The sequence below is a fragment of the Caldimonas manganoxidans ATCC BAA-369 genome, assembly GCF_000381125.1.
Lineage (GTDB): Bacteria > Pseudomonadota > Gammaproteobacteria > Burkholderiales > Burkholderiaceae_C > Caldimonas > Caldimonas manganoxidans.
In genome coordinates this window covers 24119-45945 of record NZ_KB905937.1, presented here as the reverse complement: position 1 = coordinate 45945, position 21827 = coordinate 24119, and the positions used below count along the sequence as shown (strand labels likewise).

The following is a 21827-nucleotide window of genomic DNA, read 5'->3' as shown; positions in this document are numbered from 1 at the left end:
CGCAAGAGGATCAAGGACGAGTCGCGCCACGGGCCAGCCATTCGGCAATGGCCTGTGCATCCGATTCTGGCAGCGACTGCGCTGGCATGGGGATCTGCCCCCAAACACCCACGCCGCCGGCGATGATCTTGCTGCGCAGATAGTCGGCCGCATCGCGTCGGTGGGCATAGCGCTGCGCAATCTCTTGGAACGAGGGACCGACCTGTGTGCGGTCCATGCCGTGGCAGGCCGTGCAGGCGTGCTGCTGTAAGAGCTCCGTCGGCACGGCGCCCCTGTCGGCGGCGGCGGCCGCCGGCGCCGCGGCGGCCGTGCGCGTGGTCACCGCACCGCGCTGCGGGCCGACCAAACGATTTTGTTCGGCCAGATTGCCGTGCGCATCGCGCGCATGTTCGGGGAGATAGGACGTGACTTTGGGCTCCACCGGGCAGTTGCGCATGCAGCTGGAGCCCTGCACATCGGGCTTTGCGGTGCCGGAGAATTCCGGGCCCGGCCACATCGCATGCGCGGTGGTCATGCCATGGCGGTTGGGCAGACGCTGCTGCACCTGGGCGATGTTGTGCTGGCTCAGCACGAAGTCCTCCTCCACCACCCCGGACAGATTCAGCAGGTAAGCGGTGACCGCATACACATCGTCCACGCTGAGCGACTTCGGCTGGGTCCAAGGCATGGCACGCCGGATGTAGTCCCACAGGGTGGAGACCTGCGACAGCTTCATCATCGTCGTGCGGCCGGGAAAGCTGGGGTCGGTCAGGCGCGCCACCCGCCCGGTGAGCATGTCTTGCCGGGTCGTGCCGCCCACCAAAGGCGAGAACACCTCGTTCGATTCGCCAAACACCCCGTGGCATGAAGCGCATTGCGCTTCCCACACCTGCTGTCCGCGTGCGACCGAGCCGGCGCCCGGGGGCAGTCCGGCGAAGTCGGGGCGCACATCGATGTCCCATGCGCGGATTTCCGCCGGCGTGGCCGTGCGTCCGATGCCAGGAAACCGCTCGGCACTGGTGGCCAGCGCGACCGACGCTGCGCATGCCAAGCTCAGCGCCGTCAGCAGCCGGCGGCCGCACAGACGGCGGTGTTCAAGAGAGTTGAACATTTTTCACCTCGCCGTCTTCGCCCACCAGCCAGGTTTGGATGGCGTTGTTGTGATAGATCGAGCGCGTGCCCCGCACGGCGCGCAACTGCGAATACGTGGGTTGCACATGGCCGGTCTCGTCCGTGGCGCGGCTTTGCACCAAGGCGGGTTGACCATTCCACACCCAGTCCAGGGTGAAGCGCGTCAGGCACTTGCTCAGCACCGGGGCTTGCAGACGCGCCTGGCGCCAAGATCGGCCCCCATCGACCGAGACATCCACACGCGTGATCTTGCCGCGCCCCGACCAGGCCAAACCGGAGATCGTGTGAAAGCCCTTGTCCAGCAGCACTTGGCCGCCCGAAGGCGTGGTCACCACGCTCTTGACCTCTTGGATGCTGGTGTACTGCCGGTGCAAGCCATCGGGCATCAGATCGACATAGTGCAGCACCTCGTCCTTGGTGGCATAAGGCTTGTCGCCCAGTTCGATGCGGCGCAAATACTTCACCCAACTGACCCCTTGCACCCCTGGCACCACCAAGCGCAAGGGGTAGCCGTTTTCCGGGCGCAGCATTTCGCCGTTTTGTCCGTAAGCCACCAGCACCTCGCCGCTTTCGACCAGGCTCATCGGGATGGTGCGCGTCATCGAGGAGCCGTCGGCCCCTTCGGCCAGCACGAAGCGGCCGCGCTTGAAGTCGGCGCCGCACATCTCCAACAGCAGACGCAGCGGCACGCCGGTGAACTCGCTGCAACTGATCATGCCGTGCGTGTACTGCACGGTGGGCACGGCCACATTGCCCCATTCCATGCCGGTGTTGGCGCCGCATTCGATGAAGTGGAAGCGCGATACGCTGGGCAGGCGCATCAGCTCATCCATCGTGAACACCATCGGACGGCGCAGCATGCGCTCATCCGAGCCGTTGATCATCAAGCGGTGCCGGCTGGGGTCGATGTCCCACCATCCCTGATGGTGCCGCTCGAAGTGCAAGCCGCTGGGGGTGATGATGCCGAACAAGGACTGCAGCGGCGTGAACGACACCGAAGCCTGCCGGGTTTGCGTCAAGCCCGGGCTTTGGCGGCGCTGCACATTGGCCTCATATTTCGAGGGCTTGCCGTAGCCGTCGGTGACCACCGGCTGCCCCAAGCCCGTGGTGTGCGCCGGCAGGTTCAAAATTTCCGGATCGCCCGCTTGCTCGGGCCCGGTCTGTCCTTGAGCCCGAACGCCCGCGGCTGCGGCCGTGGCCGCAGCCGCGGCAAAGGCCGTGCGGATGAAATCGCGCCGCCCCTGACGGGCTTGCTCACGCACGATCCGCAGACCTCGAGCGTCGAGAAAATTCTCTGGCGCTTTCTTGATTCTTGCGGGGGAAAAGGGGCGATCATCCACGGCCTGCTCCTTGGGGCAATCCCGCATCACGGATCCCGCGGCACCGACGCATGCAGCCCGGCGGCCACATCGGTGCACAGCGTGCGGCACAGTCCGGCCAGCCGCCGGTCGCCCAGGCGGTAATACACCTGCGAGCCATCGCGTCGGCGTGTCAGCACACCGGCGCGATACAGCATCGCCAAATGCTGCGACATGTTCGCCTGCGTGGCCCCCGTGCGCTCCAGCAGCTGCAACACATTGCGTTCCCCCTCGCAGAGCTCACTGATGATGCGCAGCCGCATGGGGGCGGCCAACAGGCCAAACAACTCCGCGGCCTGCTCGAAGACGAGCTGGGCGTCGTGCTGGGCGAGATCCGTGCGGGTTTCAGACATAACGATATAAGCACATACAAATATAAGTGCTGGACGATCATGTGAACCTAGGGGAAACCAGCAGCGCGGACGATGCCGGCCGGTGGGGATGCAAAAAGGCCCCAAGCCTTGGGGGCTTGGGGCCTGGGGTGCAGGTCGGGGGGGGGCGCGACCGATGCGAGGGCGCTTAGAACGGGATGTCGTCGTCCATGTCGTCGAAGCCCGTGCTGGACTTCTGAGGCGCAGGCATGGATGCCGCAGGGGGGCGGCCGGCCGCTCGGGGCGAGCTGGTGCCGCTGGCGCCGTCCTCGGCGCTGCCGTCGCGGCCGCCGAGCATTTGCATCTGCTCGGCAATGATCTCGGTGGTGTACTTGTCCACGCCGTCCTTGTCCTGCCATTTGCGCGTCTTCAGACGGCCTTCCACATAGACCGAGCGGCCTTTCTTGAGGTATTCGCCGGCGATTTCGGCCAGCCGATCGTAAAAGACCACGCGATGCCACTCGGTTTCTTCCATGCGCTCGCCGGAGTTTTTGTCCTTCCAGCTGCGCGAAGTGGCAATGGTCACATTGCAAATCGCGGCCCCGTTGGGGGTGTAACGCACCTCGGGGTCGCGGCCGAGGTTGCCGATGAGGATGACTTTGTTGATCGAGGCCATGGCCGGCTCCTGAGAAACTATGGGTTCGATCAGGCATTATGCCGGGCCCGGCTCTTGCAGGGGCTCCCTCATCAGCGGGCTGCGCTTACAGTTGGCAAGACCATGACCCCTCCTTCCCATGAACCCGATTTCCTGGCCAATGTGCGCCGGGAGCTCAGCGATGCCCGAGTTTGGGTGGATCGCCTCATCGTGTTGGCCCATGCTGCGGCGGCCGGCCTGTTCATCGTGGGATTCACGCTGCTGAGCAATGCCGCCATACACCAATTCGAAGCGCTCACCGGTCCGCGGCCCTGGCTGGCCTTGCTGTGGACGCCGGCCTGGGTGGTGGCCCTGGTGTGGATCACGCAACGCGTGGCCCCCGGTGCGGCGGGGTCGGGCATTCCGCAAGTCACGGCAGCCATGGATGCGGCAGTCACGCCCGATACGCGCAAGCGGTTCGTCTCGTTGCGCTTGAGTTGCGCAAAACTCCTGCTCACTTCGGGTTCGATGTTGGCGGGCCTGTCGGTGGGCCGTGAGGGGCCGGCGGTGCAGGTGGGCGCCGGCGTCATGCTGCATGCCCGGCGCTGGCTGTCGCCGCGCTCGGGCATCGACGACCATGCCCTGTTGGCCGCTGGCGGTGCCGCGGGCATTGCAGCGGTTTTCCACGCGCCGCTGGCGGGGGTGGTGTTCTGCATCGAGGAGTTTTGGCGTGGGCTGGACAGCCGGGCCAGCACGGTGGTGATCGGCGCCATCGTGCTGGCGGGCTTGATGGCCGTCTCGGTGTTCGGCAACGTCACCTATTTCGGTCGCATCCAGGTGCAGGCTTTGTCGGCCGATCTGTTGCTGCCGGCCGTGGGGGTGGTGCTGGCCTGCGGCTTGCTGGGCGGCCTGATGGCTCGACTGCTGGTGCTGTCGGCCGCTGGCCTGCCCGATCGCATCAGCCGCTGGCGCGCCCAACATCCGCTACGCTTTGCCGCGGCTTGTGGTGTGGGGGTGGCCGTGATCGGCTGGGTCAGTGGCGGGGCCACTTCCGGCGGTGGAGAGGCCCACACGCGCGAGCTGCTGTCCGGCAGCGGGGAACACCAAGCCGGCCTGTTCGTGCTGCTCAAATTCGTGACGACCTGGCTGTCGACCTGGTCGGGGGTGCCGGGGGGCATCTTTGCGCCCTCGTTGTCCATCGGCGCGGGCTTGGGGCACGATGTGGCGGTGTTGCTGGGCCACCCTGCCACGCCGGCCTTGATCGCCATGGGCATGACCGGCTTTCTGGCTGCGGCCACGCAGGCGCCGCTGACGGCGTTCATCATCGTGATGGAGATGGTCGATGGTCACGCGATGGTGCTCAGCCTGATGGCCGTGGCCATGTCGTCCAGCCTGGTGTCGCGCTTGCTCAGCCGGCCGCTCTATGGGGCACTGGCCGAACTGCAGTTGCTGCGTGTGATGCCGCGTGGTTGAGGGCTCGGGGCCCCCTGACGCCTAAACGGCGGCAGACGCCGGCCCATCGGGCGAGGCGGGCGCGGTACGCTGACGCGAAGGCGGGCGCATCGGCCAGGCCAGCACCAGCCAGACCCACAGCGCGCCCGCGCAGACATGAAAAACGGCCGCGTAGCCCCAATGCGTGGCCAGCCAGCCGCCCAAGGCGCCGCCGGCGAACAGGCCCAGCGACTGCGCCGTGTTGTAGATCCCCAAGGCCAGGCCCTTGGCCGACGGCGGGGCCACCCGCGAGACCAGCGAGGGCAGCGAAGCCTCCAGGATGTTGAAGCCCACGAAGAAGGCCAGCAGCAGTGCCACCAGCGCCACCGGCTGCTGCCACCACCAGCCCAGCGCGGCCATGGTCAGGGCCAACAAGGCCACGCTGCCCAGGAAGACGGCGCGCACATGGCCGCTGCGCTCGCCCCACAGCAGTGGCGGCAACATCAGCGCAAAGGAGGCCAGCACCACCGGCAGGTAGACCCAGCCATGGCGCTGCACCGGCAGGCCCAAGTGCTGGACCAGCGCCACCGGCACGGCCACGAACATGGCCATCTGCACCATGTGCAGCACGAAGATGCCGCCGTGCAGGCGCAACAGCTCGGGGTGGACGAGTGCCTGCGTCCATCGCGAGGACGGGGCTGCGGGGCCGTGGCGGGGCGGCTGCGGCACCAGCCACAGCACCACGGCGATGCCGCCCAGGGCCAGGGTGCCGGTCAGCGCAAACAGGCCGGACATCCCGATCAGCGCATACAGCCAGGGGCCGGCCACCAGTGACAGCGCAAACACCAGCCCGATGGAGCCGCCGACCATTGCCATGGCCTTGGTGCGCACCGTCTCACGCGTGCTGTCGGCGATCAAGGCGGTGACGGCGGCCGACACCGCGCCGGCGCCTTGCAGGGCCCGTCCGATGATCACCCCGATCAAATCCTGCGCCGCTGCGGCCGTGAACGAGCCCAGCGCGAACACCAGCAGCCCGACCACGATCACCGGCTTGCGGCCGAAGCGGTCCGAGGCCCAGCCCAAAGGCAGTTGGAGCAGGGCTTGTGTGAGCCCGTAGATGCCGATGGCCAGCCCCACCAACGTGACCTGCTGCGCCCCGGGGAGGCTGCGGGCATGCACGGCGAACACCGGCAGGATGAGGAACAGCCCCAGCATGCGCAGGGCGAAGATGGCCGCCAGCCACGCGCTGGCGCGGCGCTCGTCGGGGGTGAAGCGATGGGCGGAGTTCGGCATGGGTCAACGGCGTATTGTCCCAGATCGTGCAGGCTCGCCGCCCGAGGCGGGCTTGACGTAGCATCGCGGCTTGCCTGCCGGCCCGTCCTCGTGTGATTGTCCATTCCGTGACTGCTCCCAGCGATCCGCTGTCCATCCTTCAGGAAGTCTTTGGCTACCCCGCCTTTCGCGGTCGCCAAGCCGAGATCGTCGAGCACGTGACCGCAGGCGGTGATGCCTTGGTGCTGATGCCCACCGGCGGGGGCAAGAGTCTGTGCTACCAGGTGCCGGCCATCGCCCGCCACCGCCGCGGCTGCGGTGTGACCGTGGTGGTCAGCCCGCTGATTGCGCTGATGCACGACCAAGTCGGTGCGCTGGAGGAACTCGGCGTGCATGCGGCCTTTCTCAATTCCACGCTCAGCCTGGAGCAAGCGCAGCAGGTCGAGCGCGAGATGCGGCATGGGCGCCTGGTGCTGCTATACGCCGCGCCCGAGCGCGTGACCACGCCGCGCTTTCTCGCCCAGCTCGATTCGCTGCGCGAGCGCGGCCTGCTCAGCCTGTTTGCCATCGACGAGGCCCATTGCGTCAGTCAATGGGGCCATGACTTCCGCGCCGAATACCTCGGGCTGTCGGTGCTGCATGAGCGCTACCCCGAGGTGCCGCGCATCGCGCTGACGGCCACCGCCGACGAGCACACCCGCGCCGACATCCTGCAGCGCTTGGCGCTGCATGAGGCGCGGGTGTTCATCAGCAGCTTCGACCGGCCCAACATCCGCTACCACATCGTCGAAAAAGACAACCCGCGCGTGCAGCTGCTGCGCTTTTTGCGCGCCGAACACGCCGGCGATGCCGGCATCGTCTACTGCCAAAGCCGCAAGAAGGTGGAAGAGACGGCCGCCTGGCTGACATCCGAGGGCATCCCGGCCTTGCCTTACCACGCCGGGCTGGAGGCAGCCGTGCGCCAGCAGCATCAGGACCGTTTTTTGCGGGAAGACGGCTTGGTGATGGTGGCCACCATCGCGTTCGGCATGGGCATCGACAAGCCCGATGTGCGTTTCGTCGCCCATCTGGACCTGCCCAAGAACATCGAAAGCTACTACCAGGAAACCGGCCGTGCCGGCCGTGATGGCGAGCCCGCCCAGGCCTGGATGGCCTATGGCCTGGCCGACGTGGTCCAGCAGCGTCGCCTGATCGACGACAGCGTGGCCAGCGAAGACTTCAAACGTGTGCAGCGCGCCAAGCTCGATGCCTTGCTGGCCCTGGCCGAAGCGCACGATTGTCGCCGCGTGCGGCTGCTGGGCTATTTCGGGGAAACCAGCCAGCCCTGCGGCAATTGCGACAACTGCCTCAACCCGCCGGCCACCTGGGACGCCACCGAGGCCGCGCGCAAGGCGCTGTCCTGCATTTACCGCTTCCGCCCCAAGAGTTTCGGCGCCGGCCACCTGATCGACGTGCTGCGGGGCCAGCGCACCGCCAAGGTGCAGCAATACGGGCATGAGGCGCTCAGCACCTTCGGCATCGGCGCGGACTTGTCCGAAGCCCAATGGCGTGCCGTGCTGCGACAGCTCATTGCCCGGGGCTACGTGGTGGCCGAGGGCGAATTCAACACCCTGTCGTTGGCCGACGGTGCGCGCGCCGTGCTGCGTGGCGAGGTGTCGCTGCGCCTGCGCGTGCCCCACGACGCGCGGTGGGGCCGCACGGCCGTGGGCGCACGGGCCAAGGGAGCCCGCCTGGCGGCGGCCGACTTGGATGCGCCGGCGCAGGCCCGCTGGCAGGCGCTCAAGGCCTGGCGCGCCGAAGTGGCGCGCGAGCACAACTTGCCGGCCTACCTGGTCTTCAACGATGCCACGCTCGCGCAGATGGCGCGCGAGTGTCCCCAAAGCCTCGAAGCCTTGGCCGGCATCAGCGGCGTGGGGGCCAAGAAGCTACAGGCCTATGGGCACGAATTGCTGCGGGTGCTCGACAGCGTCTGACGCGGCACGGGCGGTGGCGCGCTCGTGCTGCGGTGGCGCAAACCCATGAGCCGGGCGCAGTTTTGGCGCGCCGAGTGTGTAACAAGGCGCAACATTTACCGTCAGCGTCATAAGCTCTTGTCACACTTCGCGGTGGCCGCTTGCCGGCGTGGGCTGGCAAGGGGCTGATCTTTCGATGCATCAGGAGAGACAGACCATGCAAGAGACTCCGACCTCGCTGCCGCGCCGCCACTTGCTCGTGGGCAGTGCCAGTGCGTTGGCCGGCGTGGGTTTGGCCACCTGGACCCGCGGGGCCGTGGCTGAAACCGCGGCAGCGGCCAAGCCGCTGCCGACGTATGCGAACTGGAAGAGCGCTTCGGCGCTGATCGTGCACAGCAGCAACACGTTGGAGACCAAGCGCAGTGCGTTTGGCACCAGCGTGATCACGCCCAGCGAGCAGCTTTTCGTTCGCAACAACCTGCCGGCGCCGGACCCCTCGATCCTGGACGATCGAGACGCTTGGACGGTGGCCTTCCAAGGGGTGAAGAATCCGCGCGAGCTCACCCTGGCCGAATTGAAGACCCTGGGCATCGAGACCGTGGCGATGGTGCTGCAATGCTCGGGCAACGGCCGTGGTTTCTTCCCGCACAAGCCCAGCGGCACGCCCTGGACGGTGGGGGCGGCCGGCTGCGTGGTCTGGAGTGGCGTGCCGCTGAAGAACGTGGTGCAGGCCCTGGGCGGCCTGGTCGATGGGGCCCGCTACATCACCGGCACCGGCGGCGAGAAGATCCCCGAGGGCGTGGATCCGAATACGGTGAAGGTCGAGCGCTCGGTGCCGATCGCTGCCTTGGACGACGCGCTGCTGGCCTGGGAGCTCAACGGCGCGCCGATCTCGCTGGCGCATGGCGGCCCGCTGCGCCTGATCGTGCCGGGCTACACCGGTGTCAACAACATCAAGTATGTGAAGAACGTGGCCTTCACGCCGCGCGAGACCACGGCCGGCATCATGGCCAACCGCTACCGCCTCAGCCCCGTGGGCACCAAAGGCAGCCCCGAGCATGAATCGGTACTGACCATGAGTGTGAAATCCTGGATCAACGGCCCGCTGCCCGAGCAAGGTCCGCTCAAGGCCGGCCGGGTGCAGATTCACGGTGTGGCTTTTGGTGGCATCGAAGCGCTCAAGGGCGTGGAGGTGTCCATCGATGGGGGCAAGACTTGGCAGGCCGCGCGCTTGGTGGGCCCCGATCTGGGCAAATACGCCTGGCGCCAATTCGTGTTCGCTGCCGACCTCAAGCCCGGCACCTACACCCTGGCCAGCCGGGCCACCGATGCCAAAGGCAATGTCCAGCCTGAGCAGCGCGTGGAGAACCAGAGCGGCTACAACAACAACAGCTGGGCCGACCATGCGGTGACCATCACCGTGGCCTGAAGCCATGCTGCGCGCGAGGCTTCGGCCTCGCCGCGGTGCATCCAGGCACACCGTGCGGCGCACGGTGTGCGTTACGAAGACCTGCCCCGTTCCCACGATGCGCGAATTCGCTTCTTCTCGAGTCTGGCGCGGGTGCCGGGCCGCTGCGGTGGCCTTGGCCTCGACGCTCGGCCTGGCGGCCGCCCAGGCCAATGAGGCCGAGCGGCTGGCCCTGGGCAAGCAGCTGTTCTTGCGGGGCGCCACCCCAGCCTGCGCCGTCTGCCACACCTTGGCCGATGCCGGCGCACAAGGCGCCGTGGGCCCCTCGTTGGACGAACTGCGTCCGGATGCCCAGCGCGTGGCCAAGGCCGTGCGCAACGGCATCGGCGTGATGCCGTCATACGAGCAAACGCTCAGTCCCACGCAAATCGAGGCGTTGGCGCTGTACGTGGCGCATGCCACGGGCGCCAAGCGCTGAGCCCGCTCGTTCGATGCGATCATCGGGGCGTGCCGGTGGCCGCGGGCGGGCGCGCTCGGCGGCCTGCGCGGGTCTTGGAGGCCGACGCCTCCGGCCCCGATGCGAGGGCTTTGACGAAACGATGCGCAGGACGCCATGAGGAGGACGCCATGAGGAAGACGGCATGAAATGGGCGGTGATGGGCGCTGGCGCCGTGGGCTGTTACTACGGGGGCATGCTGGCGCGCGCAGGCCACGAGGTGGTACTCATCGGCCGAGCAGCGCATGTGCAGGCCATCCGGGCCGCTGGGCTGCGGTTGCACACCACGTACTTCGATGAGACGGTGCAGGTGCATGCGGACACCGAGGCCGCATCCGTCGGCCGGGCCGACGTGGTGCTGTGCTGCGTGAAATCTTCGGACACCGAGGCGGCCGCGCGCGCGATGCAACCCCATCTGCGCGCCGATGCCCTGGTGCTCAGCCTGCAAAACGGGGTGGACAATGCCCAGCGGCTGCGTGCCGTGCTCGCGCAGGAGGTGCTGCCGGCGGTGGTCTATGTCGCCGCCGAAATGGCCGGCCCCGGTCATGTGCGCCATCATGGGCGCGGCGAGCTGGTGATCGGCCCCAGCCCGCGCAGCGACCGCCTGGTCGAGGCTTTTGGCCGGGCCGGGGTGCCGGTGCAGGTGTCAGATGACGTGATCGGCGCACTGTGGGCCAAGCTCATCCTCAATTGCGCCTACAACGCCCTGTCGGCCCTGGCTCGGCAGCCCTACGGTCGTTTGGTGCAGGGCCCGGGCGTGGCCGAGGTGATGCGTGACGTGGTGGACGAATGCCTGGCCGTGGCTCGTGCCGAAGGCGTGAGGGTGCCCGGCGACATGCATGAAGCGGTGCGTGCCTTGGCCGACACCATGCCGGCCCAGTATTCCTCCACCGCGCAAGACCTCGCGCGCGGCAAACCCACCGAAATCGATCACCTCAATGGCCTGGTGGTGCGCCATGGCCAGCGGCACGGCGTGCCCACGCCGGTCAACCGGGCGTTGTGGACCCTGGTCAAGCTGATCGAAGCCGGCCCGCTCAGGGCAGGAGGGTGACGCTGACGGTGGCGCTGTCGGTGCGGCGCCCGACCACATCGACGGCCTGCGCGAAATAGCCCACCGAGCCACTGGCATCCGAAGGCAGCACGGTGCTCCAGGTGTAGGGGCTGCGCCCCACGCTGCCCAAGAGCACGCTGCCGCCGCTGCTGCTGCGGCGATAGAAGATCACTTCCTCGATGCCCTGGTCGTCGCTGGCGGCTGCCGACAGGGTGATGGTGGCGCCGGCCGGGGCGCTGGTGGGCGAGACCACCAGCGAGACAGCCGGGGGGTGACGATCCCAGTCCTCCTGCCAACCGATCCAGCCGTGCTCCCATCCCAAGTAAATGCCCCCGCCGCAGCCGCCCAGCACGGCCAGCGCCAGGCCGGCCAGCGTGGCCGGCCAGCGGCGGGGTGACATTCGTTCGGGATGGGCCATGAGCGCATCCTAGCGCCATGAGCCGCTGCGTGGCCATGGGGCCTGCTCACCCTCGAGGGCTTGTCGCACTATGATGAACGGTTTTTCCTGCCTGCAGCGATCCATGTCCGAGCGAGCGCCCGTTGCTTCTGCCCCGTCGGCCGATGCCCCCATGATCCGCGTGCGCGGCGCGCGCACCCACAACCTCAAAAACATCGACCTGGACTTGCCGCGGCAGCAGCTCGTGGTGATCACGGGGCTGTCGGGCTCGGGCAAGTCTTCGCTGGCGTTCGACACCTTGTACGCCGAGGGACAGCGCCGCTACGTGGAGAGCCTCTCGGCCTATGCGCGGCAATTCCTGCAGCTCATGGACAAGCCCGACGTCGATGTGATCGAGGGCCTGAGCCCGGCCATCAGCATCGAGCAGAAGGCCACCAGCCACAATCCGCGTTCCACGGTAGGCACCGTCACCGAGATCCACGATTACCTGCGCTTGCTCTATGCCCGAGCCGGCACGCCCTTCTGTCCGGATCATGAGCTGCCGCTGCAAGCCCAAAGCGTCAGTCAGATGGTCGATGCCGTCCTGTCGCTGCCGGAGCAGACGCGGCTGATGATCCTCGCGCCCGTGGTGCGCGAGCGCAAAGGCGAGTTCGTCGAGCTCTTGCAAGACATGCAGGCCCAAGGCTTCGTGCGCTTTCGCATCGGCTCGGGCGCTCAGCCCGGCGTGATCTACGAGGCGGCCGAACTGCCCAAGCTGAAGAAAACCGAAAAGCACGACATCGACGTGGTCGTCGATCGCTTGAAAATCAAGCCCGGGCTGCAGCAGCGCTTGGCCGAGAGCTTCGAGGCGGCCTTGCGCATTGCCGATGGCCGCGCGATCGCGCTGGAGATGGACACGGGCGTCGAGCATCTGTTTTCCAGCAAGTTCGCCTGCCCGGTGTGCAGCTACTCGCTGCCCGAACTGGAACCGCGCCTGTTCTCCTTCAATTCACCGGTGGGCGCCTGCCCCAGCTGCGACGGGCTGGGCGAAGTCACGGTCTTCGACCCGCAGCGCGTGGTGGCCTTCCCCTCGCTGAGTCTGGCCAGCGGCGCCATCAAGGGCTGGGACCGTCGCAATCCCTACACCTTCTCCATGCTCGAAAGCCTGGCGCGGCATTACGGTTTCGATCTGGAGACGCCGTTCGAGGAATTGCCCGAAGCGGTCCGTCGCGTGATCCTGTATGGCTCCGGGGAGGAATCCATCGAGTTCGTCTACGAGGCCGAAGGCCGCGGCGGGCGCAAGCGCAGCGTCAAGCGATCGCATCCCTTCGAGGGCATCATTCCCAATTTCGAGCGCCGCTGGCGCCAGACCGATTCGGTGGCCGTGCGCGAGGAGCTGGCCAGCTACCAAAGCAACAAGCCCTGTCCGGCTTGCCAAGGCACGCGCTTGCGTCGCGAGGCCCGGCACGTGCGGCTGGTCGATGCGCGCAGCGGTCAGGGGATGGCCATCTACGAAATCTCGCGCGCCACGCTGGCCGAGGCGCTGGGCTATTTCGACGGCTTGCAGCTCCAAGGCGCCAAGGCCGAGATCGCCGACAAAGTGATCCGCGAGATCCGCTCGCGCTTGCGTTTCCTCAACGACGTGGGGCTGGACTACCTGAGCCTGGACCGCAGCGCCGAGACCCTCAGCGGTGGCGAGGCGCAGCGCATCCGCTTGGCCAGCCAGATTGGCTCGGGCCTCACCGGCGTGATGTACGTGCTCGATGAGCCCAGCATCGGCTTGCACCAGCGCGACAACGACCGTCTCATTGCCACGCTCAAGCACCTGCGCGATCTGGGCAATTCGGTGCTGGTGGTCGAACACGACGAAGACATGATTCGCGCCGCCGATCACGTGGTGGACATGGGGCCAGGCGCCGGTGTGCACGGCGGGCGCGTCGTCGCGCAAGGCACGCCCGAGGAGGTGGCGGCCTGCGAGGCATCGCTCACCGGCCAATACTTGGCACGCAAGCTCAAAATCGCCGTGCCGGCGCGCCGCCGAAAGCTGGCCGACAGCACCGTCCCCCAGGTGCTGAAGATCGTCAATGCCCGCGGCAACAATTTGCGCGGCGTCACGGTCGAGATTCCGGTGGGCTTGTTCACCTGCGTCACCGGGGTGTCCGGCTCGGGCAAGTCCACGCTGGTCAATGACACCCTCTATGCCGCCGTGGCGCGCAAGCTCTACCAGAGCCATCTCGAGCCCGCACCGCACGACGAGATCGAAGGTCTGGAGGTCTTCGACAAGGTCATCAACGTCGACCAGTCCCCCATCGGACGCACCCCCCGATCCAACCCTGCTACCTACACCGGCTTGTTCACGCCGATTCGCGAACTCTTCGCCGAGGTGCCCACGGCCCGCGAGCGTGGTTATGGGCCGGGGCGGTTTTCCTTCAACGTGCCTGGCGGGCGGTGCGAGGCCTGCCAGGGCGATGGGGTGATCAAGGTGGAAATGCACTTCCTGCCCGATGTGTACGTGCCCTGCGATGTGTGCCACGGTCGGCGCTACAACCGCGAGACGCTGGAAGTGCTCTACAAGGGCAAGAACATCACCGAGGTGCTGGACCTCACGGTCGAAGACGCCTATGACTTCTTCAGCGCCGTGCCGGCGATCGCGCGCAAGCTCAAGACCCTGCTGGACGTGGGCCTGGGGTATGTGAAACTGGGCCAGAGCGCCACCACGCTGTCTGGCGGCGAGGCCCAGCGTGTCAAGCTGGCGTTGGAGCTGTCCAAGCGCGACACCGGGCGCACCCTGTACATCCTCGATGAGCCGACCACGGGCCTGCATTTCCACGACATTGGGTTGCTGCTGCGCGTGCTGCATCAACTGCGCGATCACGGCAACACCATCGTCGTGATCGAGCACAACCTGGATGTCATCAAGACCGCCGACTGGATCATCGACATGGGCCCCGAAGGCGGGGCCGGTGGTGGCACCGTGGTGGCCCAAGGCACGCCCGAGGACATTGCCCGCCACCCGGCGAGCCACACTGGCCGCTATTTGCGGCCTTTGCTGGACTGAGCCAAGCTCAGTACGGACAGTTGTTGTACGAACGCGAGACCTCGTAGCTGCTGACCACGCGGTTGTATTCCGCGCCGCAGACGAAGGGGCTGTAGCGCGTGTCGTTGTCGACGAAGCGCTTCATCCACGAGATGCCCAGCTTGCCCAGCGTGGCATCATGCCCACCGCCGTTCATCACGCAGAAGTGGTCGTCATTGCGGATCTCGACATAGTTCTTGCGCGTGCTGTTGGGAATGGCGTTGTAGAACGGGATCGCATGGCTGGACACCGGGGCGATGCTGTCGTCCTGACAGCCGAAGATCATCGTGGGCACGCTGACCGTGCGGAAGGCCGTGGACGAGGTGTTCCAGGGTGCCATCGGGATGGCGGCTTTGTAACTGGGATTGTCGCGCGCGGCCAGCAGCGAGCCGCCGCCGCCCATCGAATGGCCGGCCACGGCGCGGCGGCTGGTGTCGACCTTGCGGTAGATCGGGCTGCTGCTGCGGCCGTTCTGCGTGGCCAGGTAGTCCAGTGCTGCCTTGAGCTGACGGGCGCGGCTGTCGGGCTGGTCGTACAAGGTGATGGTGTCGATCACCAGCACGACGAAGCCGTGCGAAGCCAGGCGCTCGCCCCAGAAGGTCATGGTCGAGGACGTGCCGGTGAACCCGGGCGACACCGCGATGGCGCCGTAGGTGCCGCTGGCGGTCGGATAGTACAGGCGTCCGCCGCCGAAGCCGCTGACCGAGGTGCGCGACACCGAGGTGCTGCGGATGGCAAACGGCCCGTTGCGTTCCAAGGCCGAAGCCGTGGGATCGGGGCCTTGTTGATACTGCGCCTGGGCCAGGCCCGGTGCGGCCAGCGCGGCGCAGGCGGCCAGCAGGATTGTTGAGAGGGTCGATGGGCTCATGGGTGTCTCCGAAGGTTGTGGTACGAGTGCTGCACACGGCGGGAGTCCACGCGCAGCGTGGGCTCGACTCGGGGTCATCCCCTTGAAGTGCACGGCCGTGCATTTCCATAATTGCACACCCGTCTTTTTTGCTGCCGCGGGTTTTCCCAAGGATGCGGGAAGGTCCTGTCTCCCGGGGCTCACCCCGGTTCAGGGCAATCCCTGAAGCTTGGCGAGCCGGTGGTGGCGCAGGATGCACCCATGCGGATTTCTCGACGCACTCTCGGTTGGCTGCTGGCGGCCGCACTGTGGGCGACGGCGGCCATCGTTCTGGCCCCTTGGCAGGCTGCCCCCTCGCAGCCGGCAGGGCCATCGCCCCATGCTGCGGCAGCGGGCGGGCCGGCGGCGGAACGCAGCGCCGCGGACCTGCCGGGCATGCGTGAGCCCATCGATCTCATGGGTCTGACCGTGGATGCGGCACGCTTGTTCGAAATCGGCTATGCCGGCGGGTTGTTGATCGATGCACACACTCGCGATGCGCTGGAGATCTTGCTGGCCCAGTGGTCCGACGAACCCAGCGCCGAAGACCTCGAGCGGCTGGAATGGACCCTGCGCGACGGTTTGCCGGCGGCCGATGCGCAACAGGCCCTGGCCTTGGTGCAGGGCTACCGGGCCTATCTGAAGGACATGCGAGCCGAGTACCAGCGCCTGGGCATTCCTGCCAGCTGGCAGGACGCACAGACCTTTTTCGCGCAGATGGAGGCCGTGCAGCGCCGGCACTTTGGGGACGAGGTCGCTGAGGCCCTGTTCGGTCAGGACTTGCGCCACGGGCGTCTGCTCATGGAGGCTGCGTTCGTCGCACGCGACCCCTCGCTGGACCCGCAGGCGCGTCAGGCGCGCCTGGCGGCGTTGCGCGCGCAGCTGCCCGAGGCCTTGCGTGAGGCCATTGCGCAGGAGGCGCTTGCGCCAGATCCGGGATCTTGAGCGGCCCTGGGGGGCTGGCGAAGGCACGGCGGCGCGGGCCGGGCGTCTGGCTTACAGTGGCGGGCACGGCCTCTGTGGAGGGTGTCCCCATGCCCTTGATCGTTGATTACTATCTCGCTCCGCAGTCACCCTATGTCTATTTGGGGCATCTGCGCTTCTGGGACATGGCCAAGCGCCATGGCGCGACGATCCGCGTGCTGCCGATGGATCTCGGCGGCAAGGTCTTCCCGGTCTCGGGCGGTGTGCCGCTCAAGCAGCGGGCCCCCCAGCGCCAAGCCTATCGATTGCTGGAGCTCAAGCGATTTGGCGAGTATCTGAACATTCCCATCCATCCCGAGCCTGCCTACTTTCCAGTGGCCGGGGATGATGCGGCCAAGCTCATCGTGGCCGTGGACCAGAAAGACGGGACCGAGGCCGCGATGCGGCTGGTGGCGGCCATCACGCGGGCCGTGTGGGCCGAGCAGCGCAACATTGCCGATGAGTCGGTCCTCGTGGCACTGCTGCGCGAAAGCGATTTGCCGACCTCGCGCATCGAAGATGCCCACAGCCAGGCGGCGCACGAGCGCTACGAAGCCAACACCCAACAGGCCATCGCCGCAGGCGTCTTCGGTGCGCCCAGCTATGTCATCGAGGGCGAATTGTTCTGGGGCCAGGACCGGCTCGATTTCGTCGAGCGCCGCCTGGCCCGGGGGTGAGGGCTCGTCAGTCGACCTTCGCTCCGGAGGCCTTGACCACGGCCGCCCATTTCTTGATCTCGCTATCGATCAGACGGGCGAATTCCGCCGGGGTGTTGCCACTGGGAATGGCGCCCTGCGACTGCAGCCGCTCTTTGATCGCCGGGTTGGCCAGGGCTCGGGCGGTTTCCTGCTGTAGGCGGTGGATGATATCGGCCGGTGTGCCCGCAGGGGCCAACAGCCCGAACCAGGAGGTGGCCTCGTACCCCTTGAGCGGACCGGCCTCGGCAATCGTGGGCACCTCGGGCAGCGCCTGGGATCGCTGCGCGCTGGTCACGGCCAGGGCCTTGAGCTTGCCGGCCTTGATGTGCGGCATCGAGGACGGCAGGTTGTCGAACATCAAGTCCATCTGGCCGCCGATCAAATCGGTCAAGGCTGGCGCGGAGCCCCGGTAGGGAAAGTGCACCATGAAGGTGCCGGTCATGGTCTTGAACAACTCGCCCGACAGATGGATGGACGTGCCGTTGCCACTGGAGGCCATGTTGAGCTGGCCCGGATGGGCGCGCGCATAGCGAATCAGATCGGGCACCGAGTCGATCTTGTACTGCGCCGCCTTGGCCGGATTCATCACCAACACATTGGGCACGGCGGCCACCAAGGTCACGGGGGCGAAGTCGCGCACCGGGTCATAGGGCAGCTTGTCATACAGCGAGACATTGATGCCGTGCGTGCCCACCGTGCCCATCAGGAAGGTGTAGCCATCGGGCGCGGCGCGGGCCACTTCGGCGGCGCCGAGATTGCCGCCGGCGCCAGGCTTGTTGTCGATCACGAAGGTGTGTCCGAAGGCCCGGCTGAGCTCGGGGGCCAGCGCACGCGCCAAGATGTCGGTGGTGCCGCCCGGGGCAAAGGGCACGACGATGCGCACCGGCTTGGTGGGCCAGGCCGACTGGGCCTGCAGGCCGGGCGCACAAGCCAGCGCAAGAGCGGCCAGACACAGGCCGCGGCGGGTGAGGCGTTTCATGCAGTCTCCATCATCGATCGGGGATGCCGTGCAGTGTGGGCGAAGCCGCCAGCGCCGGGCATCGGGGCGATCCCCTGGGTCGGCATGCCCCTTGCATGCCGCCGGCTGGGCCTTGCGGCCATCGGTAGGAGATATCGGTAGGAATTCACGCCAGGGCCCGGCCCCTGGGGCTGGCCAGGCTTGTCCTGGGGTGATCGCCTAGGGCGCTGGCGCGACCGGCCGCCTAGAATCCGGCACGACGTTGTCTCACCTGTGGATCGACCCACGCGCCATGCCTGCCTCGAAGCGCCGATGGAGCGCGCTTTTACCTCGTGCCGACCAGCGCCGGCGTGTCTCGGCTCTGAGCGTTCTGGCCTTGGCGCTAGCCGTTCTCGCCCTTGGAGGCCGATACGCTGGCTTGGGGGGCTGGACGCTGGGGGCCGGCGAGGCGGCCTTGGCCGTGGCCTTGGGGTGGCACCTGCGCAGCATGCTGCGCGAAGCGCACGCGCAGCTGCGCGCTCATCGCACCATGTTCTTGCACTCGCCGGCGGCGCTGATCCTCCATCGGGAGCGGCAGATCGTCGCCAGCAATGAGGCCGCGGCCCGCCTCATGGGCCTGCCCGAGCCCAAGGCGCTGACGGGCTGCGACCTGCTGTCCTTCTTCGACGAGGCTTCGCGCGCGTGCGCACTGGAGCGGCTGCAGGCGCTGGCCGACCTGGCGCCGGGCCAGAGCCTGCCCTTGGAAGATTTGGTGATCGTCCAGCCCGGTGGGGGGCAGGTGATCGTCCAAGCCACGTGCACGCGGGTGGCCCTGCCCGACGGGCCGGCCATCGAATCGATGTTCGTCGACGTGACTGCGCTGCGTCAGGCCCAATCGGCCTTGCGTCGGTCCGAGGCGTTGCTGACGGGCTTGTTCGAAGCCTGTCCGGACATCATCACGGTCACCGAGCCCGAGACCGGGCGCTATGTGCGCGTCAACCGCCGCTTCACGGACATCATCGGCTACACCTCGGAAGAGGCCGTGGGGCGCACCGTGCTCGAATTGGGCCTGTTGCCCAACCAGGCCGAGCGGCAGCGCTTCCTGGCTGTGATCGAGCGCGAAGGGTGCGTGGTCGATTTCCCGATGTGCTACCGCGCCAGAGACGGTCGTCAGATTCCAATGCGGATCGCCGGGCGCGTCTTCGAGGTCGAGGGCCAACGCCATTTGCTGGTGATGTCGCGCGACATGAGCGAGCATCAGCGTGTGCTGGCCGAGTACCGCGCCATTTTCGACAACGCCTCGGTGGGCATCGTGTTGGTGCGCCAGGGGCGGATGCACCAGGTCAACGAGCGTTTCGAGCGCATGCTGGGCTGGCCGGTCGGCGCTTTGACCGGCCGCTCGGTGCGCGACATCTGGCCCAGTCAAGAGGTGTTCTCCCAGGTGCGCGCCACCGTGCGGCAAGCCCTCGTCTCGGGGCAGCCGCTGGACTTCGAGTGGCAGATGTGGCGGCGTGATGGCCGTCCGTTCTGGGCGCGCTCGCGGGCCACCATGCTGAGGGACATGTCCTCGCCGGCGCCCACGCAGGACGCACGCGACACGATCTGGATCGTCGAAGATGTCACCACCGAGCGCGAGGCCATTGCCGAGCTTGCCGCGGCCAAAGAGCAAGCCGAGGCGGCCAGCCGGGCCAAGAGCGCTTTTCTGGCCAACATGAGCCACGAGATCCGCACGCCCTTGCATGGCGTGCTGGGGCTGGCCCAGCTGGCGGCCCAGCCCGATGTCGAGCCTGCACGGCGCGAGGATTACTTGCAGCGCCTGATGGAGAGTGCCCGCGGTCTGTCGGCGGTGATTTCCGATGTGCTGGATCTGTCCAAAATCGAGGCCGGCCGTCTGACGCTGGAGTCCGTCGAGTTCGATCTGCACGAACTGCTACAGACCTTGCATGACACCCATGTCGAGCTGGCGCGAGCCAAATCGCTGGACTTCACGCTGCAGCGGCCCGTGGACTTGCCAGCACGGGTGTGCGCCGACCCGGTGCGGTTGCGGCAGATCCTGAACAATTTCCTCAGCAATGCGCTGAAGTTCACCGAGCGTGGCCGCATCACGCTGCGGGTGCGTCGTGGGGCCCGGGGATGCTGGCGCTTCGAGGTGGAGGACAGTGGCCCAGGGATCGAGCCGGCCTTGCACGGGCGCTTGTTCGAGCCCTTCTCCCAGGCGGATGACTCCGTCACCCGTCGCTACGGCGGCACCGGGCTGGGTCTGTCGATCTGCCGCCAATTGGCGCGCCTGATGGGCGGCGAGGTGGGGGTGCACAGCCAGCCCGGCCACGGCAGCGTGTTTTGGGCGGAACTGCCGCTGCGCGAGGTGCAGCCTCACACCCTGCCGCAGATGTTGGGGGCCCCGGAGGGATCGGTGCTGCACGGGGCCAGGGTCTTGGTGGTGGAAGACAACCCGGTCAACATGCTGATCACGGCCAGCATGCTCGAGCGCTGGGGCGTCGAGGTCGTGCAGGCGGAGCATGGGCGCCAGGCCTTGGAGGTCTTGGAACGCGATGCCGGCCGCTTCGACGCCGTGCTGATGGACTTGCACATGCCCGACATGAGCGGCTACGAAGTCACGGCCCGAATCCGCCGCCGTCATGGGCCTGAGGCCCTCCCGATCATCGCGCTCACGGCAGCGGCCATCGTGACGGAGCAGCAGCGAGCGCGCGACATCGGCATGAATGACTTCCTGTCCAAGCCCATCGACATGCACGATCTTCATGCCACGCTCCTGCGCTGGGTCGGCACGCGCGTGGCCTGACCCTCTGGCCAGGCCGCGAGCCTCAGCGGCTGGGCCCGAAAAGCCGCTGCAAGGCCGCATCGATCACCAGGCCGAGCACGCTGTAGATCAGCGAGCCCACCAAGGCCGCGGTGAAGTGGGGCACGGTCAGGCCATCCAACAGGTAGCCCGCGAAGTAGAACAGCAGCGCATTGATCACGAACAGGAACAGCCCCAGCGTCACCAGGGTCACCGGCAGGGTCAGTAGCACCAGGACCGGACGCACCACGGCATTGAGCAGGCCCAGCACCAAGGCGGCGACCAGCGCAGCCCCAAAGCTGGCCACTTGCACCGTGGGGTAGACATAGGCGACGAAGATCAGCGCGGCGGCCAACAGGCCCCAGCGCACCAGCATGAGCATCATGCGCCCAGCATAGCGCAAGCCTGCCGCGGCCCGAGGCCCCCCCCAAAGCGAGGCGGGTGCTCAGACTTCGGACCATGCGATCAAGGCCCCCAGCCCCAAGGCCATCAGGCTGAGCTGCCACCGCGACCGCGAAGGCGGCGCCACGGCAGGGGCGGCGGCCTTGGGCCGTCGCAGGTCCACGACCCGATCCGGCTGCAGGCTGTCCAGCAACGCATCGAGCGGCCCGCGTGCCAGCACACAGCGCACTCGCAGGCCGCGTGCGGCCAACCAGGGTTGGAGTTCCCCGAACAGCCGGTGGGCCCACTTGTGGCGCCAATGCTCGCGCGCACCATGCGAGACCCACTTGGACACCCGGTGCGTCAGGCGTGGCGCGCAGCCCACCAAGACGATCTCGACGGGCTGCGCCTGCATCGAGGGGTGTTGCAGCAGAGGCGGCATGTGCTCGCGCGTGTGGGCCGCGTCGTCCACGAGAATGACCATCGTGCGCATCGGGCTCATCGGCAGGGGATGGGAAGGATCCAAGTCTGGTCCGTCGGACCGTCCCAAGGTCTAAAGCCCCAAAACTTGACGGGTTTACTTGCCGAGCTTGGGCGGGCGGCTCGACAATGTGGCCTGTCGAAAGGGGAGTAGCACTCGGCCCCCCGCCGAGGCGACGGCCCGTCAGTACGGACGCATTCGCCCGG

Annotated in this window: 19 protein-coding genes; 9 read left to right on the top strand and 10 right to left on the bottom strand. The window is 67.2% G+C overall.

Features of this window, described 5'->3' with window-relative positions; all coding sequences use genetic code 11:
- Positions 1-10: 10 nt before the first annotated feature.
- The 4 genes from F615_RS0106995 to ssb all read right to left on the bottom strand — a co-directional run bounded on the left by F615_RS0106995 (position 11) and on the right by ssb (position 3455).
- On the bottom strand, positions 11-1090 hold the full coding sequence (locus tag F615_RS0106995; RefSeq protein WP_019560462.1) for a c-type cytochrome: 1080 nt from the start codon (positions 1088-1090) through the stop codon (positions 11-13).
- Complete coding sequence (gene soxC, locus F615_RS0106990) at positions 1074-2477, bottom strand: sulfite dehydrogenase (protein ID WP_019560461.1); 1404 nt, start codon at positions 2475-2477, stop codon at positions 1074-1076. Before soxC ends, F615_RS0106995 begins: the two co-directional genes overlap by 17 nt.
- Positions 2477-2821 carry an ArsR/SmtB family transcription factor gene (locus tag F615_RS0106985; protein ID WP_019560460.1) on the bottom strand — a complete coding sequence of 115 codons (345 nt, stop codon included), beginning with the start codon at positions 2819-2821 and terminating at the stop codon, positions 2477-2479. Before F615_RS0106985 ends, soxC begins: the two co-directional genes overlap by 1 nt.
- Before the next feature lie 166 nt (positions 2822-2987).
- Positions 2988-3455, bottom strand: coding sequence for a single-stranded DNA-binding protein (ssb, locus tag F615_RS0106980; protein WP_019560459.1), 468 nt, complete (start codon positions 3453-3455; stop codon positions 2988-2990).
- A 102-nt stretch (positions 3456-3557) separates the two neighbouring features.
- On the opposite strand from ssb, the gene F615_RS0106975 reads away from it, so the two are divergent.
- Complete coding sequence (locus F615_RS0106975; RefSeq protein WP_019560458.1) at positions 3558-4886, top strand: chloride channel protein; 1329 nt, start codon at positions 3558-3560, stop codon at positions 4884-4886.
- Positions 4887-4907: 21 nt separating this feature from the next.
- On the opposite strand, the gene F615_RS0106970 is transcribed toward F615_RS0106975, so the two are convergent.
- Positions 4908-6137, bottom strand: coding sequence for an MFS transporter (locus F615_RS0106970; protein WP_019560457.1), 1230 nt, complete (start codon positions 6135-6137; stop codon positions 4908-4910).
- Positions 6138-6244: 107 nt separating this feature from the next.
- On the opposite strand from F615_RS0106970, the gene recQ reads away from it, so the two are divergent.
- From recQ to F615_RS0106950, 4 genes are all read left to right on the top strand, one after another.
- Complete coding sequence (gene recQ / locus F615_RS0106965; protein ID WP_245558340.1) at positions 6245-8089, top strand: DNA helicase RecQ; 1845 nt, start codon at positions 6245-6247, stop codon at positions 8087-8089.
- Between the two features lie 196 nt (positions 8090-8285).
- Positions 8286-9497 carry a SorT family sulfite dehydrogenase catalytic subunit gene (gene sorT / locus F615_RS0106960; protein ID WP_019560455.1) on the top strand — a complete coding sequence of 404 codons (1212 nt, stop codon included), beginning with the start codon at positions 8286-8288 and terminating at the stop codon, positions 9495-9497.
- A gap of 97 nt (positions 9498-9594) precedes the next feature.
- The gene (gene sorU, locus F615_RS0106955) at positions 9595-9954 is read left to right on the top strand and encodes a SorU family sulfite dehydrogenase c-type cytochrome subunit (RefSeq protein ID WP_051090202.1); all 360 of its coding nucleotides are present in this window, start codon (positions 9595-9597) and stop codon (positions 9952-9954) included.
- Between the two features lie 163 nt (positions 9955-10117).
- Positions 10118-11023, top strand: a complete 906-nt coding sequence (locus tag F615_RS0106950; RefSeq protein WP_019560453.1) for a 2-dehydropantoate 2-reductase — start codon at positions 10118-10120, stop codon at positions 11021-11023.
- Here the strand turns inward: F615_RS0106950 and F615_RS0106945 are convergent.
- Positions 11007-11441 carry an Ig-like domain-containing protein gene (locus F615_RS0106945; protein ID WP_019560452.1) on the bottom strand — a complete coding sequence of 145 codons (435 nt, stop codon included), beginning with the start codon at positions 11439-11441 and terminating at the stop codon, positions 11007-11009. The two genes, F615_RS0106950 and F615_RS0106945, sit on opposite strands and share 17 nt — an antisense overlap.
- Positions 11442-11544: 103 nt before the next feature.
- Between F615_RS0106945 and uvrA the strand changes: the two genes are divergently transcribed.
- Entirely contained in the window at positions 11545-14457 is a 2913-nt protein-coding gene (uvrA, locus tag F615_RS0106940; RefSeq protein WP_019560451.1) for an excinuclease ABC subunit UvrA, read from the top strand.
- A 7-nt stretch (positions 14458-14464) separates the two neighbouring features.
- Here the strand turns inward: uvrA and F615_RS0106935 are convergent, their stop codons facing one another.
- Positions 14465-15343: an alpha/beta hydrolase family protein gene (locus F615_RS0106935; protein WP_019560450.1), complete on the bottom strand. Its 879-nt coding sequence runs from the start codon at positions 15341-15343 to the stop codon at positions 14465-14467.
- Positions 15344-15583: 240 nt separating this feature from the next.
- Between F615_RS0106935 and F615_RS0106930 the strand changes: the two genes are divergently transcribed.
- Together F615_RS0106930 and F615_RS0106925 are read left to right on the top strand one after the other, a co-directional pair.
- Complete coding sequence (locus F615_RS0106930) at positions 15584-16306, top strand: lipase secretion chaperone (RefSeq protein WP_026330102.1); 723 nt, start codon at positions 15584-15586, stop codon at positions 16304-16306.
- Positions 16307-16395: 89 nt separating this feature from the next.
- Positions 16396-17001 carry a 2-hydroxychromene-2-carboxylate isomerase gene (locus F615_RS0106925; protein ID WP_019560448.1) on the top strand — a complete coding sequence of 202 codons (606 nt, stop codon included), beginning with the start codon at positions 16396-16398 and terminating at the stop codon, positions 16999-17001.
- Positions 17002-17008: 7 nt separating this feature from the next.
- On the opposite strand, the gene F615_RS0106920 is transcribed toward F615_RS0106925, so the two are convergent.
- Positions 17009-18001, bottom strand: a complete 993-nt coding sequence (locus tag F615_RS0106920) for a tripartite tricarboxylate transporter substrate binding protein (protein WP_019560447.1) — start codon at positions 17999-18001, stop codon at positions 17009-17011.
- A 397-nt stretch (positions 18002-18398) separates the two neighbouring features.
- Here F615_RS0106920 and F615_RS19375 point away from each other — a divergent pair, with 397 nt between their 5' ends.
- Complete coding sequence (locus tag F615_RS19375; protein WP_019560446.1) at positions 18399-20762, top strand: PAS domain S-box protein; 2364 nt, start codon at positions 18399-18401, stop codon at positions 20760-20762.
- A gap of 22 nt (positions 20763-20784) precedes the next feature.
- Here the strand turns inward: F615_RS19375 and F615_RS0106910 are convergent, their stop codons facing one another.
- Positions 20785-21141 (bottom strand): phage holin family protein, encoded by a 357-nt coding sequence (locus F615_RS0106910; protein ID WP_026330101.1) that lies wholly within the window; start codon positions 21139-21141, stop codon positions 20785-20787.
- A 63-nt stretch (positions 21142-21204) separates the two neighbouring features.
- On the bottom strand, positions 21205-21666 hold the full coding sequence (locus F615_RS0106905) for a hypothetical protein (RefSeq protein ID WP_232301051.1): 462 nt from the start codon (positions 21664-21666) through the stop codon (positions 21205-21207).
- Positions 21667-21827: the final 161 nt, after the last annotated feature.